Source organism: Microbacterium sp. J1-1 (assembly GCF_024498615.1).
GTDB classification, from domain to species: Bacteria; Actinomycetota; Actinomycetes; order Actinomycetales; family Microbacteriaceae; genus Microbacterium; species Microbacterium aurugineum.
On the sequence record NZ_CP089590.1, the window covers coordinates 2,821,707 to 2,837,287 of the forward strand.

The 15,581-nt window shown below is 67.7% G+C and carries 18 protein-coding genes and 1 pseudogene; 3 read left to right on the forward strand and 16 right to left on the reverse strand.

Annotated features, from left to right (window positions below; genetic code table 11):
- Positions 1-31 precede the first annotated feature (31 nt).
- Positions 32-1,231, forward strand: coding sequence for a pyridoxal phosphate-dependent aminotransferase (locus LRQ07_RS13605; protein ID WP_131492341.1), 1,200 nt, complete (start codon positions 32-34; stop codon positions 1,229-1,231).
- A 117-nt stretch (positions 1,232-1,348) separates the two neighbouring features.
- Here the strand turns inward: LRQ07_RS13605 and LRQ07_RS13610 are convergent, their stop codons facing one another.
- The 8 genes and pseudogenes from LRQ07_RS13610 to LRQ07_RS13645 all read right to left on the reverse strand — a co-directional run bounded on the left by LRQ07_RS13610 (position 1,349) and on the right by LRQ07_RS13645 (position 7,716).
- Positions 1,349-1,750 carry a VOC family protein gene (locus tag LRQ07_RS13610; protein WP_047524843.1) on the reverse strand — a complete coding sequence of 134 codons (402 nt, stop codon included), beginning with the start codon at positions 1,748-1,750 and terminating at the stop codon, positions 1,349-1,351.
- A 30-nt stretch (positions 1,751-1,780) separates the two neighbouring features.
- A complete protein-coding gene (locus LRQ07_RS13615) occupies positions 1,781-2,914 on the reverse strand; it encodes a UDP-N-acetylmuramate dehydrogenase (RefSeq protein ID WP_256534918.1) in 1,134 nt (377 codons plus the stop codon).
- A gap of 13 nt (positions 2,915-2,927) precedes the next feature.
- Positions 2,928-3,326 carry a MaoC/PaaZ C-terminal domain-containing protein gene (locus LRQ07_RS13620; protein WP_256534919.1) on the reverse strand — a complete coding sequence of 133 codons (399 nt, stop codon included), beginning with the start codon at positions 3,324-3,326 and terminating at the stop codon, positions 2,928-2,930.
- Positions 3,326-3,793, reverse strand: a complete 468-nt coding sequence (locus LRQ07_RS13625; protein WP_047524846.1) for a MaoC family dehydratase N-terminal domain-containing protein — start codon at positions 3,791-3,793, stop codon at positions 3,326-3,328. The genes LRQ07_RS13620 and LRQ07_RS13625 overlap by 1 nt, the downstream gene beginning before the upstream one ends.
- A 29-nt stretch (positions 3,794-3,822) precedes the next feature.
- Positions 3,823-4,620 (reverse strand): sulfite exporter TauE/SafE family protein, encoded by a 798-nt coding sequence (locus tag LRQ07_RS13630; protein WP_047524847.1) that lies wholly within the window; start codon positions 4,618-4,620, stop codon positions 3,823-3,825.
- A 37-nt stretch (positions 4,621-4,657) separates the two neighbouring features.
- Positions 4,658-6,204 (reverse strand): annotated as a pseudogene (locus LRQ07_RS13635) (tripartite tricarboxylate transporter permease).
- On the reverse strand, positions 6,204-6,695 hold the full coding sequence (locus LRQ07_RS13640; RefSeq protein WP_256534920.1) for a tripartite tricarboxylate transporter TctB family protein: 492 nt from the start codon (positions 6,693-6,695) through the stop codon (positions 6,204-6,206). The pseudogene LRQ07_RS13635 and the gene LRQ07_RS13640 overlap by 1 nt, the downstream one beginning before the upstream one ends.
- Position 6,696: 1 nt before the next feature.
- A complete protein-coding gene (locus LRQ07_RS13645) occupies positions 6,697-7,716 on the reverse strand; it encodes a Bug family tripartite tricarboxylate transporter substrate binding protein (RefSeq protein WP_256534921.1) in 1,020 nt (339 codons plus the stop codon).
- Positions 7,717-7,879: 163 nt separating this feature from the next.
- Here LRQ07_RS13645 and LRQ07_RS13650 point away from each other — a divergent pair, with 163 nt between their 5' ends.
- Together LRQ07_RS13650 and LRQ07_RS13655 are read left to right on the forward strand one after the other, a co-directional pair.
- On the forward strand, positions 7,880-9,100 hold the full coding sequence (locus LRQ07_RS13650; RefSeq protein ID WP_256534922.1) for a PAS domain-containing protein: 1,221 nt from the start codon (positions 7,880-7,882) through the stop codon (positions 9,098-9,100).
- A gap of 88 nt (positions 9,101-9,188) precedes the next feature.
- On the forward strand, positions 9,189-10,763 hold the full coding sequence (locus LRQ07_RS13655; RefSeq protein ID WP_256534923.1) for an AMP-binding protein: 1,575 nt from the start codon (positions 9,189-9,191) through the stop codon (positions 10,761-10,763).
- A 66-nt stretch (positions 10,764-10,829) separates the two neighbouring features.
- On the opposite strand, the gene rplQ is transcribed toward LRQ07_RS13655, so the two are convergent.
- The 8 genes from rplQ to map form a co-directional block, all read right to left on the reverse strand.
- A complete protein-coding gene (rplQ, locus tag LRQ07_RS13660) occupies positions 10,830-11,387 on the reverse strand; it encodes a 50S ribosomal protein L17 (protein ID WP_153242811.1) in 558 nt (185 codons plus the stop codon).
- 33 nt (positions 11,388-11,420) lie between these two features.
- The gene (locus LRQ07_RS13665; protein ID WP_047524097.1) at positions 11,421-12,410 is read right to left on the reverse strand and encodes a DNA-directed RNA polymerase subunit alpha; all 990 of its coding nucleotides are present in this window, start codon (positions 12,408-12,410) and stop codon (positions 11,421-11,423) included.
- A gap of 133 nt (positions 12,411-12,543) precedes the next feature.
- Positions 12,544-12,942 (reverse strand): 30S ribosomal protein S11, encoded by a 399-nt coding sequence (rpsK, locus tag LRQ07_RS13670; RefSeq protein WP_017829189.1) that lies wholly within the window; start codon positions 12,940-12,942, stop codon positions 12,544-12,546.
- A gap of 31 nt (positions 12,943-12,973) precedes the next feature.
- Positions 12,974-13,348, reverse strand: coding sequence for a 30S ribosomal protein S13 (gene rpsM / locus LRQ07_RS13675; RefSeq protein WP_047524098.1), 375 nt, complete (start codon positions 13,346-13,348; stop codon positions 12,974-12,976).
- Between the two features lie 148 nt (positions 13,349-13,496).
- The gene (rpmJ, locus tag LRQ07_RS13680) at positions 13,497-13,613 is read right to left on the reverse strand and encodes a 50S ribosomal protein L36 (RefSeq protein ID WP_005050492.1); all 117 of its coding nucleotides are present in this window, start codon (positions 13,611-13,613) and stop codon (positions 13,497-13,499) included.
- A 64-nt stretch (positions 13,614-13,677) separates the two neighbouring features.
- Positions 13,678-13,899 carry a translation initiation factor IF-1 gene (gene infA, locus LRQ07_RS13685; protein WP_017201569.1) on the reverse strand — a complete coding sequence of 74 codons (222 nt, stop codon included), beginning with the start codon at positions 13,897-13,899 and terminating at the stop codon, positions 13,678-13,680.
- Between the two features lie 164 nt (positions 13,900-14,063).
- The gene (locus LRQ07_RS13690; RefSeq protein WP_256534924.1) at positions 14,064-14,729 is read right to left on the reverse strand and encodes a DsbA family protein; all 666 of its coding nucleotides are present in this window, start codon (positions 14,727-14,729) and stop codon (positions 14,064-14,066) included.
- The gene (gene map / locus LRQ07_RS13695; RefSeq protein ID WP_256534925.1) at positions 14,729-15,580 is read right to left on the reverse strand and encodes a type I methionyl aminopeptidase; all 852 of its coding nucleotides are present in this window, start codon (positions 15,578-15,580) and stop codon (positions 14,729-14,731) included. Before map ends, LRQ07_RS13690 begins: the two co-directional genes overlap by 1 nt.
- Between the last annotated feature and the right edge of the window lies 1 nt (position 15,581).

The following is a 15,581-nucleotide window of genomic DNA, read 5'->3' on the forward strand; positions in this document are numbered from 1 at the left end:
GCGCCGCATCGACCCGAGTACGCTCGTAGTCGTGACCGAACGCGCTCCTCTCTCCCGCAAGCTGTCCGCCATCGCCGAATCCGCGACCCTCAAGGTCGACGCCAAGGCCAAGGCCCTCAAGGCCGAGGGCAAGGACGTCATCTCCTACGCCGCAGGCGAGCCCGATTTCGCGACGCCGCAGTTCATCGTGGACGCCGCCGCGGAGGCACTCGCCGACCCCGCGAGCTACCGGTACACGCCCGCTCCCGGCTTGCCTGCGCTGCGTGAGGCGATCGCCGCGAAGACCCTGCGCGACTCCGGCCTGGAGGTTTCCCCCAGCCAGGTCATCGTCACGAACGGTGGCAAGCAGTCCGTCTACCAGGCGTTCCAGGCCGTCGTGAACCCCGGCGACGAGGTGCTGCTCCCCGCGCCGTACTGGACCACGTACCCCGAGGCCATCCGTCTCGCCGACGGCACCCCGGTCGAGGTCTTCGCCGGCGCCGACCAGGACTACAAGGTCACGGTCGAGCAGCTCGAGGCCGCGCGCACCGCACGAACCACCGTGCTCGTCTTCGTGTCGCCGTCGAACCCGACCGGATCGGTGTACACCGCGAAGGAGACGCGTGCCATCGGACAGTGGGCGCTCGAGCACGGCATCTGGATCATCAGCGACGAGATCTATCAGAACCTCACCTATGAAGGCGTCAAGGCCACCTCGATCGTCGAGGCGGTGCCCGAGGTCGCCGGTCAGACGATCCTCGTCAACGGGGTCGCGAAGACCTACGCCATGACCGGGTGGAGGGTGGGCTGGATGGTCGGCCCGACCGACGCCATCAAGATCGCCGGGAACCTGCAGTCGCACCTCACCAGCAACGTGAACAACGTCGCGCAGAAGGCTGCCATCGCCGCGCTCAACGGTCCGCAGACCGAAGCCGAGCAGTTCCGCGAGGCCTTCGACCGCCGCCGTCGCCTCATCGTGTCGGAGCTGTCGAAGATCGACGGCCTCGTCGTCCCGAACCCCCTCGGCGCGTTCTACGTCTACCCCGACGTGCAGGGCCTGCTCGGTCGGACCTGGCGCGGCGTCACGCCGACCACCTCGCTCGAGCTCGCCGACCTCATCCTCGACGAGGCCGAGGTCGCGGTCGTGCCCGGCGAGGCCTTCGGTCCCTCCGGCTACATCCGCATGTCCTATGCGCTCGGCGACGACCAGCTGCTCGAGGGCGTACAGCGCCTCCAGCGCCTGTTCGCCTGACGCGGTCCCGCTCCGTCCGGTCCCGCTCCGTCGGCCGAGACCCCCGCTGACCGCCGAGACCCCCTCGCAGCCGCGGCGCTGCGAGGGGGCTTCGACGTGTGGCGGGGGTCTCGGCGGTCAGTCCTCGGGATGGAAGCCGATCAGCCAGCGGATGCCGTAGCGGTCGACGAGCGTGCCGTCGTAGTCACCCCAGGGGCGCTTCTGCAAGGCGTCGAGCACTCGCCCGTCGGCGGCGAGCTTGTCGAACCACTCGGTGAGGGTCAGAGCGTCGGCCGTGCCGAGGAGCGACAGGAACATGCCGCCCATCTGGACGGCGTCGTCATCGGCACCGGCATCCGCGCCGGCGAGCTCGACGAGTCCGCTCAGCTGCCCGTGCGCGACCGCATCGCCCGGGCCGTCATGACGCCCGGCTGCGGCGTAGTCGAACAGCTGCAGATCACCCCCGAACACGCCCTGGTAGTGATGGAGCGCCTCTGCGGCGTTGCCGGGGAACAGCAGGTACGGGATCAGTCCGCTCATGCCGCGAGTGTATCCGCGACCGTCGAGGTCCTACAGGTCGACGCCCACCAGCACGGGCTCCGGCTGCAGCACGAGACCGAACTCGGCGTGCACCCTGCTCTGGATGAACCGTGCGAGCTCGGAGACCTCTGCCGCCGTCGCACCACCCCGGTTGGTCAGGGCGAGCGCGTGCTTCGTCGACACCGATGCGCGTGAGCGCGGGAGCTTGAACCCCTTGCGGATGCCGGCCTGTTCGATCAGCCAGGCCGCGCTCACCTTGACGTCGGAGACGGTCGCGGGCTTCGACGGCGGAACCTGCCCGTCGTAGGCGGCGAGGGGGATCACGGTCACCGCATCGAGGTCCGGGGCGACCGGCCAGCGCGGGCACTCGGGCGGCAGCGACCTGGCCACCGCCGCGGTCACGATGGCGTTCTGGAAGAAGGATCCGACGCCGTGCGTGTCAGGATCCGCATCGTCCAGGATCATCCCCTTCGACGCACGGGTGGCGAGGATCCGCTCCCTGACCCAGCTGAGCGGGACCGGCGTCTCGTCGACGAGCCCGAGCGCACGCCGCAACTGCTCGCCGCGGACCACGCGCTCCCCGGCGATCAGCAGGTCGACGGTCACCGTGAGGATCACGGCGCGACGCTGCGGCGCGCTTCCGTGGTGATGCTTGAGCACCGAAGTACGGAAGCCGAGGCCCAGGTCGGCCGCTGGAACGGTCGAGATCTCGCCAGTCGACTCGTCGATCAACTCGACCTCGACCAGCGTCTCCTGGATCTCCTGCCCGTACGCGCCGATGTTCTGCACGGGGGCGGCGCCGACGGTGCCCGGGATTCCGCTCATCGCCTCAAGTCCCGCGTAGCCGCGGGCCACCGCGTAGGCGACCAGGTCGTCCCAGCCGTGTCCGGCCTGCGCGCGCAGACGGATGCGACCCGGGTGCGGGGAGGGGAGCTCTTCGATGCCCTCCGTACGCACTCGGATCACGGTGCCTTCGAAGGGCTCGTCGCCGACGAACAGGTTGGAGCCGCCGCCGAGGACGAACCACTCGTCGCCGCGCGCCCACGTCTCACGAAGGGACTCGACGAGACCCTCGGTCGTCGTCGCCTCGAACATCCGCTCCGGCGCTGCGCCCGTGCGGAGCGTCGTCAGCTCCGCCAGACGAACCGGCTCGATCTCCCGCATCAGACCGCCCTCATCAGACGGCGACGCGCAGCTGCGCCTTGACGAGCACGGTGGTCTCGCCGAACGTGACCTTGAGGTCGATGCGTGCGACCTGCTCGTCGACCGCACCGACGGTCGCGACGACCTTCACGTCCGCACCGTCGACCGGGTCGACGACGACCGGCTTGGTGAAGCGCACGCCGTAGTCGAGGATCCGCGTCGCGGGGTCGAGGGCTGCGACGACGACCGAGGACGCGATGCCCATCGTGAGCATGCCGTGGGCGAGGACGCCCGGGAGCCCGACGGACGCGGCCACATCGTCGCGGTAGTGGATGGGGTTGAAGTCTCCGGATGCTCCCGCATAGCGCACGAGCGATTCGCGGGTGAGGTGCACGGTGCGCTCGGCGATCACGTCTCCGACGGCGTAGCCCATCAGACGGCCTCCCCTTCATCCGTGCTGTCCGCGCCGACCAGCAGCACGCTGGTCGCGGTCACGACGTGGGCACCCGCGGGGTCGGTGATCTCCGCCTCGCTGGTGATCATCGCGTTGCCCCCCATCATCCGGATGCCGGTCACGCGCAGCTGTGCGGTGAGCTCGTCGCCCGCGACGATGGGCCGCGTGTACGTGAAGCGCTGCTCCGCGTGGATGGTGCGCGCGAGTACGATGCCCGAGTCCTCCTGCCCCAACAGCTGCTGGAGCGTGAGGTCCTGGATGACCATCGCGAAGGTCGGCGGCGCCACCACGTCGGAGAAGCCCGCCGCGCGGGCCGCCTTGACGTCGGTGTGCTGCGGAGCGTCGGCGAAGACGGCACGCGCGAACTCGCGCACCTTCTCACGGCCGACGAGGTACGGGGCCGTCGGCGGGAACTCCCGGCCGACCAGTTCTTGGTTCACTGCCACCCCTCGATCCTACCGAGGCCACCTCTCGGTCAGGCGCGCTTACGTCCTCTGACCGCCTTGATCGCCATCTGCACGGCGATCACCACGAGATATGCCGCGAACAGCATGTTGCCGAGGGTCGGATCGACGATCGTCGCCAGCCACGCCCCGAGCGCGGTCGTGGTGCACGCGGAGACGCCGATGAGCAGCGCGGCGAGCAGGTCGACATTGCGGTTGCGCAGATTCCCCACCGTGCCCGAGATCGCCGTCGGGATCATCATGAGCAGCGAGGTGCCCTTCGCGACGAGGTCGCTGGTGCCGAAGGCGAGCATCAGCACGGGGACGACGATGACGCCGCCACCCACCCCGATCAGACCGGCGAGGATGCCGGTGCCGATGCCGACGCCGACCAGGGCGATTCCGGTCAGCCAGGTGAGCTCGAACGCGGCGTCGCGCGAGGGGATGACGAGGAAGAGACTGACGATCACGACGAGGAGGAAGCCGACGAAGCCCCAGCGCAGGGCTGTCTGCGAGATGCGCGGCAGCAGGCGCGTACCGATCTGCGCGCCGAGCACGGCCCCGGCCGCGAGGATGATGGCGGGGATCCAGGCGACGGATCCGGTCGTGGCGTATGAGATGACGCCGACGCTGGCCGTCGGGACGATCGCCGCGAGCGAGGTTCCGGCCGCGAGGCGCTGGTCGAAGTGGAGCAGAAGGACCAGCAGCGGGACGATGACCGTGCCGCCGCCGACGCCGAAGAGGCCGGAGAGGAGACCGGCGAGAAGGCCGATCCCGATGAACGTGATGTAGGCGCGAGGCCCTCGTGCCCTGGCCTGTACGTCACTCACCGGATCAGCCTACTCCCGGCCTCCTCCCGTCCCGAACTCAGACCTCCGAGTCCGCCTTGATCGGCACGGCGATCGACTCGGTGAGCGCCTGCTCGTAGCGACGCTGCCGCCGACGCAACCACAGCCCACCGATGATCAGCAGAGCGAGCACCCCGTAGGCGATGGCTGCGAACGGCTGCATCACCAACGTGCTCAGGTCTCCCTGGCTCAGCTGCAACGCCTTGCGCAGCTGCTCCTCGGCCATCGGCCCCAGGATCATCCCGACCACCAGCGGCGCCACCGGGTATCCGTACCGGCGCATGAAGTATCCGAGGATGCCGACGATGAGCAGGATCAGGATGTCGGTCGGGGAGCTGTGCAGCGCGTACGCCCCGAAGACGGCGAACAGCAGGATCCCCGCGTACAGGTACGGCCGCGGGATCTGCAGCAGCTTCACCCACATGCCCACGAGCGGCAGGTTGAGCACGATCAGGATGACGTTGCCGATGTAGAGGCTCGCGATCAGCGCCCACACCAGGTTCGACTGGTTCTCGAACAGCAGGGGTCCCGGTTGGATGCCGTACGACTGGAACGCCGTGAGGATGATCGCCGCGGTCGCGGTCGTCGGCAGCCCGAGTGTGAGCAGAGGCACGAGCACACCGGCGGCAGCCGCGTTGTTCGCGGACTCCGGACCGGCGACGCCCTCGATGGCACCTCGTCCGAACTCCTCGCGGTGCTTCGACAGCTTGCGTTCGGTCGCGTACGAGAGGAACGTGGCGACGTCCGCACCGCCGGCGGGGATCGTGCCGATCGGGAAGCCGATCGCCGTTCCTCGCAGCCACGGCTTCCACGACCGGCGCCAGTCCGCCTTCGTCATCCATGACGCCAGCCCCGGGTGACGGGGATGACGTCGACGCCGCCGTGACGCAGCCGCGCGGCGATGTAGAACGTCTCCCCCACGGCGAACAGTCCGACCGCGACCAGCACGATGTCGACGCCGTCGGACAGCGCCGGGATCCCCAGCGTGTAGCGCTGCTGCCCCGAGAGCCAGTCGGTGCCGACGAGTCCGAGGAACAGCCCGACGCCGAGCGAGAGCATCCCCCGGGAGATCGAGCTGCCGATCAGCGCACCCACCGTGACGAACGCGATGACGATGAGGGCGACGTAGTCGGCCGGTCCGAGGTTCACCGCGAACTGTGCGAGCAGCGGCGCCAGCAGGGTCAACCCCAACGTGGCGAGCGTGCCGGCGATGAACGAGCCGATGGCCGCCGTGGCGAGTGCGGCTGCGCCCCGCCCCATCCTGGCCATCCTGTTGCCTTCGATCGCGGTGACGATCGACGCCGACTCCCCCGGGGTGTTGAGCAGGATGCTCGTCGTCGAGCCGCCGTACATGCCGCCGTAGTAGATGCCCGCGAAGGTGATCAGCGCCGCCGCGGGGTCCAGCGTGTACGTCAGGGGAAGCAGCAGGGCGACCGTCATGGCGGGGCCGATCCCCGGCAGCACCCCGACCGCGGTACCGACGAAGACGCCGAGGAAAGCGAAGGCGAGGTATTCGGGTTGCAGCGCCGTCGCGAAGCCTTCGAGGAGCAGCGTCCAGCTGTCCATCAGAACATCCTTCCGAGCCAGCCGAGGGCAGGACCCCACGGGAGCGAGAGACCGAGCAGACCACCGAAGGCGATCTGGATCACGACCGCGACGACGATCCCGATCAGGAAGGCCATCCACCAGCGCTTCGCGGCGAGGGACCAGGCGACACCGCCGAACAGGAGTGCGGCGGCCGGCGCCCAGCCGAGCGGCTCGATCAGCAGGAGGTGCGCGACCACCAGACCCACCAGCTTGGCGAGCGTCACCCAGTCGGTCGGCAGTGTGGTGTCGACGTCCTCCGCCTCCTCGGCACCGCCGCGCTCACCGCGCAGCACGCCGATCAGCACGGCGACTGCAGAGGCGAGCAGGATGACCGACACGAAGATCGGGAACACGGTCGGGCCGGCCTTCATACCGACGGGGACATGGATCAGGAAGATGCCGACGACGGCGAAGACGCCGAGCGCGACCATGATGCCGGCGAACACGAGCTCGCCGAGGGGGACCTTCATGTCACTGCACCAGCCCGATGTTCTTCAGCGTCGCCGTGACCTCCTCGATGTTGCCCGTGAGGAACTCGTCGAACTCGTCCCCGACCAGAAAGGCGTCGGTCCAGCCCTTCGTCTCCAGCTGTTCGGTCCACGCCGCCGATTCGTGCAGCTCGGTGATCACGCGCACGAGCTCGTCCTTGGCGCCGTCGGAGATGCCTCCGGGGGCGATCACACCACGCCAGTTGGTAAGGACGACGTCGTACCCCTCTTCGGTGATGGTCGGGACGTCGGGGAGCTGTTCGACCGGCTCCTCGCTGGATACGGCGAGCGCCTTGAGCGCACCGCTCTCGACATGCTGGGCGAACTCGCCCACGCCCGAGATGCCCGCGGACACCTTTCCGCCGATCAGCAGCGGCACTGCCTCACCGCCACCGGAGTTGGGGGTGTAGTTGAGCTTCTCGGCGATCTCCGCTTCGTCGAGGCCCGCTTCTTCGAGCATGAGCCCGGCGAGGATGTGGTCGGCGCCGCCCGCCGACCCGCCGGTGATGGTGACCGACTGCCCGTTGTCGACGATGTCCTCCACGAGGTCCTCGAGCGTGTCGTACTTCGAGTCGGCGGGGACCACCACGACGAGGGGTTCATCCGTGAGCCGGGCGATCGGTGTCGTGTCCTCGATGCGCACGGCCGAGGCGTTCGTCTCGACGGCCCCGACCATCACGAGGCCCATCACCATGAGCGTGTTCGGGTTCTTCTCGTTGGCCAGCTGCGCCAGGCCCACGGTGCCGCCGGCTCCACCGACGTTCGTGACGGGTGCAGAGCTGACGATGTCGTCCTCCGTGAGCACCTGGGACAGCGCACGACCGGTCTGGTCCCATCCGCCGCCCGGATCGGCCGGGACCACGATCGAGACGTCGGTGACCGCAGCGGCCTCGGCGTCCCCACCGCCGCCGCCGTCCGTCGGTGCGCTGCCTCCGGCGCAGGACGTGAGGGTGAGTGCGGCCACCGCCATGGCGGCCAGGACTCCGATGCGTGCGTGCTTCATGTGCGCTCCTCCTTGAGCGTTCGTGGTGCTGTGCGTCCACCTTGCGAGCCGGAGAGCCCTCGCTCAAGCTTCGGAAACCATTGGTCGGAGTTTCGAAACTATTGGTCGGGGACAGTGCCGTCCCCCGCTCGCACGGTCCGCCGTCTGGGGCGACAATGGTCAGGTGGCCTCGAAGATGACGCTCCGCATGCAGCTGCTCGTGCTGCAGGCGCTGATCGTGTTCCTGGTGACCCTCGCGACCGGCATCGTCGCCGGGACGTTCCAGGAGCAGGCGCTCCGCGAGGCCTACAAGGACCGGATGCAGGCCGTCGCCCAGTCGATCGCCGCCCTCCCCGCCGTCCTCGCCGCGTTCGACGACATCGAGCCGTCGACGGCGATCCAGCCCATCGCCGAGGTCATCCGCGAGGCGTCCGATCTCGCCTACGTGGTGGTCGCCAACGAGGAGGGCATCCGCTACTCCCACCCGAATCCGGACCGCATCGGAGAGACCGTCTCCACCGACCCCTCCATCCCCCTCTCCGGCGAGGTGTACGTCGGCACGCAGACAGGAACGCTGGGCACGTCCTGGCGAGTCAAGGTGCCCATCCGCGACGACCGCGACGAGGTGATCGGCACGGCGTCCGTCGGCATCCTCGAATCCGAGCTGAATGAGGAGTTCACATCCAACCTCGCCTGGCTGATCTCCGCCATGCTCGCCGCGGCGGTTCTCGGGGTCTTCGGATCCGCGTGGGTCACCTCGGTCATCCGACGGCGCATCTACCGTCTCGAACCCCACCAGATCGCGGCACTCGTGAAGAATCAGGAGACGACGCTGCACGGCCTCAGCGAGGGCGTGATCACCGTCGACGACGAGGGCCGGATCACGCTCGTCAACGACGCAGCGGCGCGGTTCCTCGACCGCGATGCCGCCGAACTCGACGGCTCCCCCGCTGCCGACGTGCTCGGCGAAGAGCTGACCACGGTGCTGCGCGAGGGCGAGTCCGCCGGACGGCCGGTGATCGTCGGCTCCCACGTGCTGGTCGCCCGCAGCACCGGCAGCGAGGGCGAGGACGGCGGGATCGGGGCGACGCTGCTGCTGCGCGACCACACCGAGCTCCACGATGTCGTGCGCAGAGTCGAGGCGGCCGATGCGATCATCGCCTTCCGTCAGCGCTTCGGCATCCCCAAGGGGCTCAGCGCCGAGACGCTCGACCGGGTGTCCGCCGCCCTCGCTGCGCGTCCCGACGCATCCGCCACCGAGATCGGCGCGGATCTCGACATCTCGCGGGTGAGCGCACGACGCTACCTCGAGCATCTCGCGAGCTCCGGACGCGCGGTCCGCGCACTCGACTACGCGACCAAGGGCCGCCCCGGCACGCGCTACCGCATGAACGGGACGATCTGAATCTTCCCCTGGGACGCAGTGCCGTTGTATGCGACACTGGATCGCACTCGACGACGCCGTCAGCACACCCAGGATCGAAGGAGATCTCATGGTTCGCAGCACCTACCCCGATGTGGAGATCCCCGAGGTCTCCATCCACGAATTCCTCTTCGGAGGTCTCGGCGAGGAGGAGCTCGACACGATCGCTCTCGTCGACGGAGTGAGCGGGGCGACCACCACCTACCGACAGCTCGTAGGCCAGATCGACCTCTTCGCCGGTGCCCTCGCCGCTCGCGGAGTCGGTGTCGGGACCACGATCGGAGTCCTCTGCCCCAACGTCCCCGCGTTCGCCACGGTGTTCCACGGCATCCTGCGCGCCGGAGCGACCGCGACGACGATCAACTCCCTCTACACCGCAGAGGAGATCGCGAATCAGCTCACCGACGCCGGGGCGACGTGGCTCGTGACGGTGTCTCCGCTGCTGCCCGGTGCCTCGGCTGCCGCGGAGAAGCTCGGTTTCGCGGCCGACCACCTCATCGTGCTCGACGGCGCCGAGGGGCACCCGTCGCTTCCAGCGCTGCTGGGCGAAGGCCACTCGGCGCCGGACGTGTCGTTCGACCCGGCGACGCACCTGGCCGTGCTGCCGTACTCCTCCGGCACGACCGGTCGCCCGAAGGGTGTCATGCTCACCCACCGGAACCTCGTCGCCAACGTGTCGCAGTGCCGTCCGGTCCTGGGCGTCGAGGCCAGCGATCGCGTGCTGGCCGTGCTCCCCTTCTTCCACATCTACGGAATGACGGTGCTGCTCAACTTCGCGCTACGGCAGCGCGCGGGCCTCGTCACGATGCCCAGGTTCGACCTGCCGGAGTTCCTCCGCATCATCGCGGAACACCGGACGACCTGGGTGTTCGTCGCTCCCCCGATCGCGGTCGCGCTGGCGAAGCATCCGATCGTCGACCAGTACGACCTCTCCGCCGTGAAGGTGATCTTCTCCGGAGCCGCCCCGCTCGACGGGGCCCTGGCCTCGGCGGTGGCGAGCCGGCTCGGCTGCACCGTCACGCAGGGCTACGGCATGACCGAGACGAGTCCGGCGGTGAACCTCATCTCCGAGACCCGTGACGACATCGATCGTTCCGCCATCGGCCCACTCGTGCCCAACACCGAAGCACGCCTGGTCGATCCGGACTCCGGCGAGGACGTGGCCGTACCGGCCGAGGGTGCCAGCGAGCCGGGTGAGCTGTGGGTGCGCGGACCGCAAGTGATGGTCGGCTACCTCAACCGCCCCGACGCCACGGCCGAGATGCTCGACGCCGAGGGCTGGCTGCACACCGGAGACGTCGCGACCGTCACCCAGGACGGCATCTACCGCATCGTCGACCGGCTGAAGGAACTCATCAAGTACAAGGGCTACCAGGTCGCACCGGCCGTCCTCGAGGCGGTGCTACTCGAGCATCCCGCCATCGCCGATGCTGCCGTCATCGGCGCGCTCGACGCCGACGGTCAGGAGGTCCCGAAGGCCTTCGTGGTTCGACAGCCGGACGCCGACCTCGATGCGGAGGCCGTGATGGCGCATGTCAGCGCCCACGTCGCGCCGCACGAGAAGGTGCGACAGGTCGAGTTCATCGAGGTGATCCCGAAATCGAGCTCCGGAAAGATCCTCCGCAAGGATCTGCGTGCACGCTGACCGGCCCGGAAACGAAGAAGCCCGCCACCCCGAATGGGGCGGCGGGCTTCTTCGTGAGCGAAGTGCTTACTCGGACTTCTTCTCGACGGCGTCCTCGGCGGCAGCCTCAGCGGCTTCGCCCTCGGCCTGCGACTCGGCACCGGCGTCGGCGGCGTCCTCCGCGGGAGCCTCCTCAGCGGGAGTCTCCTCGACGACCTCAGCCGGCTCCTCGACCTTTTCGGCCTTCGGCGCAGCGGCCTTCTTGGTCGACTTCGCCTTCGGGGTGACGGGCTCGAGGACGAGCTCGATCACGGCCATCGGAGCGTTGTCGCCCTTACGGTTGCCGACCTTCGTGATGCGGGTGTAGCCACCCTCACGCTCGGCGACGAGCGGCGCGATCTCGGAGAAAAGGATGTGCACGACTTCCTTGTCACCGATGACCGACAGCACGCGACGACGCGCGTGCAGGTCGCCACGCTTGGCGAACGTGATCAGACGCTCAGCGAGGGGACGAAGGCGCTTCGCCTTGGTCTCGGTCGTCTTGATCGACTTGTGGGTGTAGAGCGCCGCCGCGAGGTTGGCAAGCATGAGGCGCTCGTGTGCGGGGCCGCCTCCGAGGCGGGGACCCTTAGTGGGCTTGGGCATAATCGTCTAACTCCTGGTCAGAAAGGTCGGGTATCAGAAGGACTCGTCTTCGCTGCCGCCGTAGAAGTGGGAGCCGTCGAAACCGGGCACCGAATCCTTGAGCGACAGACCGAGCGAGATGAGCTTGTCGCGCACCTCGTCGACCGACTTCTGGCCGAAATTGCGGATGTTCATGAGCTGCGTCTCCGACAGGGCGACGAGCTCAGAAACGGTGTTGATGCCCTCACGCTTCAGGCAGTTGTACGAGCGGACCGACAGGTCGAGGTCCTCGATCGGCATCGACAGCTCGCTGGAGTTCACAGCCTCCACCGGCGCCGGGCCGATCTCGATGCCCTCGGCCTCGACGTTCAGCTCGCGGGCGAGACCGAACAGCTCGGTGAGCGTCTTGGCAGCCGAAGCGACAGCGTCGCGGGGGCTGATCGCCGACTTGGTCTCGACGTCCAGGACGAGCTTGTCGAAGTCGGTGCGCTCCCCGGCACGGGTCGCGTCGACGCGGTAGCTGACCTTGAGGACCGGCGAGTAGATCGAGTCGATCGGGATCTGACCGGCCTCGGCGTACTCGTTGCGGTTCTGCGTCGCGGAGACGTAGCCACGGCCACGCTCGATCGTGAGCTCGAGCTCGAACTTCGCGGTGTCGTTGAGCGTCGCGATGACCAGCTCGGGGTTGTGTACCTCGACACCGGCCGGAGCCGAGATGTCGGCGGCGGTGACTTCGCCCGCTCCGGTCTTGCGCAGGTACGCGGTGATGGGCTCATCGCGCTCCGAGGAGACGACGAGCTGCTTGATGTTGAGGATGATCTCGGTGACATCCTCCTTCACGCCGGGGATGGTGCTGAACTCGTGCAGCACGCCGTCGATGCGAACGCTGGTGACAGCAGCACCGGGGATCGACGACAGCAGGCTGCGGCGCAGCGCGTTGCCGATCGTGTAACCGAAGCCGGGCTCCAGAGGCTCGATGATGAACCGGCTACGGTTCTCGACGATCTTTTCCTCGGTCAGTGTGGGACGCTGTGCAATAAGCACTCTGTGTTCCTTTCGATCACATGCCCGCTATATGACATGTGGTGGGGTGAGGTCTTGAGTTGTGGAAGTCGATGCCCGTACGCGGGCGTCGAGCCGCTCGGACCATGGAGGGCCGAGCGGCTCGAAGCGCGTATCAGACGCGGCGACGCTTCGGCGGGCGGCAACCGTTGTGCGCCTGCGGAGTGACGTCCTGGATCGAACCCACCTCGAGGCCGGCGGCCTGCAGCGAGCGGATCGCCGTCTCGCGGCCGGAGCCCGGACCCTTCACGAGGACGTCGACCTTCTTGACACCGTGCTCCGCGGCCTGACGGGCTGCGGACTCGGCTGCCATGCCGGCGGCGTACGGGGTCGACTTGCGGGAGCCCTTGAAGCCCACGCCACCCGACGATGCCCAGGCGATGACGGCGCCGGACGGGTCGGTGATAGAAACGATGGTGTTGTTGAACGTCGACTTGATGTGGGCCTGGCCCAGCGCGATGTTCTTCTTTTCCTTGCGGCGCGGCTTGCGCGCGGCGGCCTTGGGTGCAGCCATGAAAATGTTCTCCTAGTCCCTGGGGCCGCGCTTAGCGGGCCTTCTTCTTGCCTGCGACGGTGCGCTTCGGGCCCTTGCGGGTACGGGCGTTGGTCTTGGTGCGCTGACCACGGACCGGGAGACCACGACGGTGGCGGATGCCCTCGTAGGAGCCGATCTCGACCTTGCGGCGGATGTCTGCGGCGACCTCGCGGCGCAGGTCACCCTCCACCTTGTAGTTGCCTTCGATGTAGTCGCGGAGGGCGATCAGCTGGTCGTCGCTGAGGTCCTTCACGCGGATGCTCTCGTCGATCTCCGTCGCCTTGAGGATCTCGACCGAGCGGGTACGGCCGACGCCGTAGATGTAGGTAAGGGCGATCACCACGCGCTTGTCGCGCGGGATGTCAACGCCGGCAAGACGTGCCATGCGGTTCTCCTGGGTGTTGTGGAGGTGTGGGACAGGATCGGTGCCCGGGCCTCCGCCCGAGGTGTCCCCCGCTTCCGCGGGTTCTGATCCTGCCGTCGTGTGTGTTCAGTTGTGAGATGTGCGTGAGCGATGCCGCACAGCGAGGGACTCAGCCCTGGCGCTGCTTGTGACGCGGGTTGCTCTTGCAGATCACCATGACGCGGCCGTGACGGCGGATCACCTTGCAGTGATCGCAGATGGGCTTGACGCTGGGGTTGACCTTCATGATGTTTCCTGTTCGCTGTCTTCGTACCGCCCCGGACAGGGGCAGGCCGTTACTTCTCGACCGATCAGCGGTAGCGGTAGACGATACGGCCGCGGGTCAGGTCGTAGGGGCTGAGCTCCACGACCACACGGTCCTCGGGGATGATACGGATGTAGTTCTGCCGCATCTTGCCGGAGATCGTTGCAAGGACCTTGTGTCCGTTGCTGAGCTCAACGCGGAACATCGCGTTGGGCAGAGCCTCGGAGATCACGCCCTCGATCTCGATGACACCGTCTTTCTTAGCCATAGCCTCGCTGACGCTTCTGCAGATCGGTCGATCTGCGGTGGGTGAATGGGTTGTGGTGCTGCACCGACGGACACGCCGAATCAAGGCACAAAGCACCAAAGATCTATGTTAGACGCTCGATTACCATCCGGCAACTCGGACGTCCGGGGCGCGAAGCCGACCGGTCAGCCGATCAGCTGCTCCATCTTGGAGATGTCCCCGGCCTGGAGGTCGAGACGCTCGCCGTTGACCTCGATGGTCGGCGTCCCGGCGATCTCGTGGGCCTTCGCCTGCGCCGCACCGAACTTGCGGTACGTCTCGTCGGTGATGCACGAGACCGCGTCATCCGCACCGACCTGCGTCGCGAAGCCGGCGATCTGGTCGTTCGTGAGACCGGAGGAGTTCTCCGCCGGCTGGTTCTCGAACAGCGTCTTCGCGAAATCGAGGTACAGGTCAGGGTTCGACTCCGCGACGCAGAAGGCCGCACCGGCAGAGCGCGACGAGAAGTCCGTGCCCTGCGAATAGCGGTCGAGGATCGCGATCGGGTGGTACTCGAGCGTGATGCGCCCGTCTGCCGCAGCCGCCTCCAGCTGCTCTCCGTACTGATCCTCGAAGCTCTTGCAGATGGGGCACTGGAAGTCCAGGAACACCGCGACGGTGTCTTCACCGTCCCCGAAGGAGATCGCGCCCGTCTCCGGGTCGAACGTGTCGTTGGCACTGGGTGCGGCGCCGGGCGAGGTCGCCTGGTTGTTGAGGAACACCACGAGTCCACCGATCGCCACCAGCACCACGACCACGGCGATGGAGACGCCGATCGCGAACCAGTTGGTGTTGCTCTTCGCCGCTGCCATTACTTTCCGATCTCTCGAGGCTCGACCCCGAACGGGGCGAGTCCGGCTCTTCCACCATCGGGCGCGGTCAGCACCCAGATACCTCCATCATGCAGGGCGACGCTATGTTCCCAATGGGAGCCATCGGTTCCGTCGACGGTCGTGACGGTCCAGTCATCCTCTTCGATGAAGGTCGCTTCTCCGCCGGCGGTGACCATCGGCTCGATCGCGAGCACGAGTCCCGGTTTGACGTCTTCCCCGCGATCGGGTGTGCGGTAGTTGAAGACGCTGGGGGCCTCGTGCATCTTGCGGCCGATGCCGTGACCGACATACTCGCGAAGGATGCCGTACGTCTCACCGGAGACCGCGGAAGGGCCCTGCGCCTCGATGTACCCCTGGATGGCCGCACCGATCTCATCGATCGACGACGCGGATGCCATGGCGGCGATTCCGGCCCACATCGAGCCCTCCGTGACGCGCGAGAGCTCCTCGCGCTGTGCGACCAGCTCGGGCCGCTCCGGATCGGGCACCACGACGGTGATGGCACTGTCGCCGTTCCATCCCTGGAACTGCGCACCGCAGTCGACGGAGACGATGTCCCCCGGCTGCAACACCCGCTCCCCCGGGATGCCGTGGACGACCTGCTCATTCACCGAGATGCAGGTGGTGTGGTGGTAGCCGCGCACGAGTTGGAAGTTGGACTCCGCACCGCGTGACAGGATCGCGCGGTTCGCTACGGTGTCGAGCTCCAGCGTGGTGATGCCGGCCGTGATCATCGGGCGGACGGCGTCGAGTGCTGCGGCGGTGATCAGCCCGGGCTCGACCATGGCTCGCAGGTGAGCCGGGGTCTTGTAGATCGACCGGCGGAACATC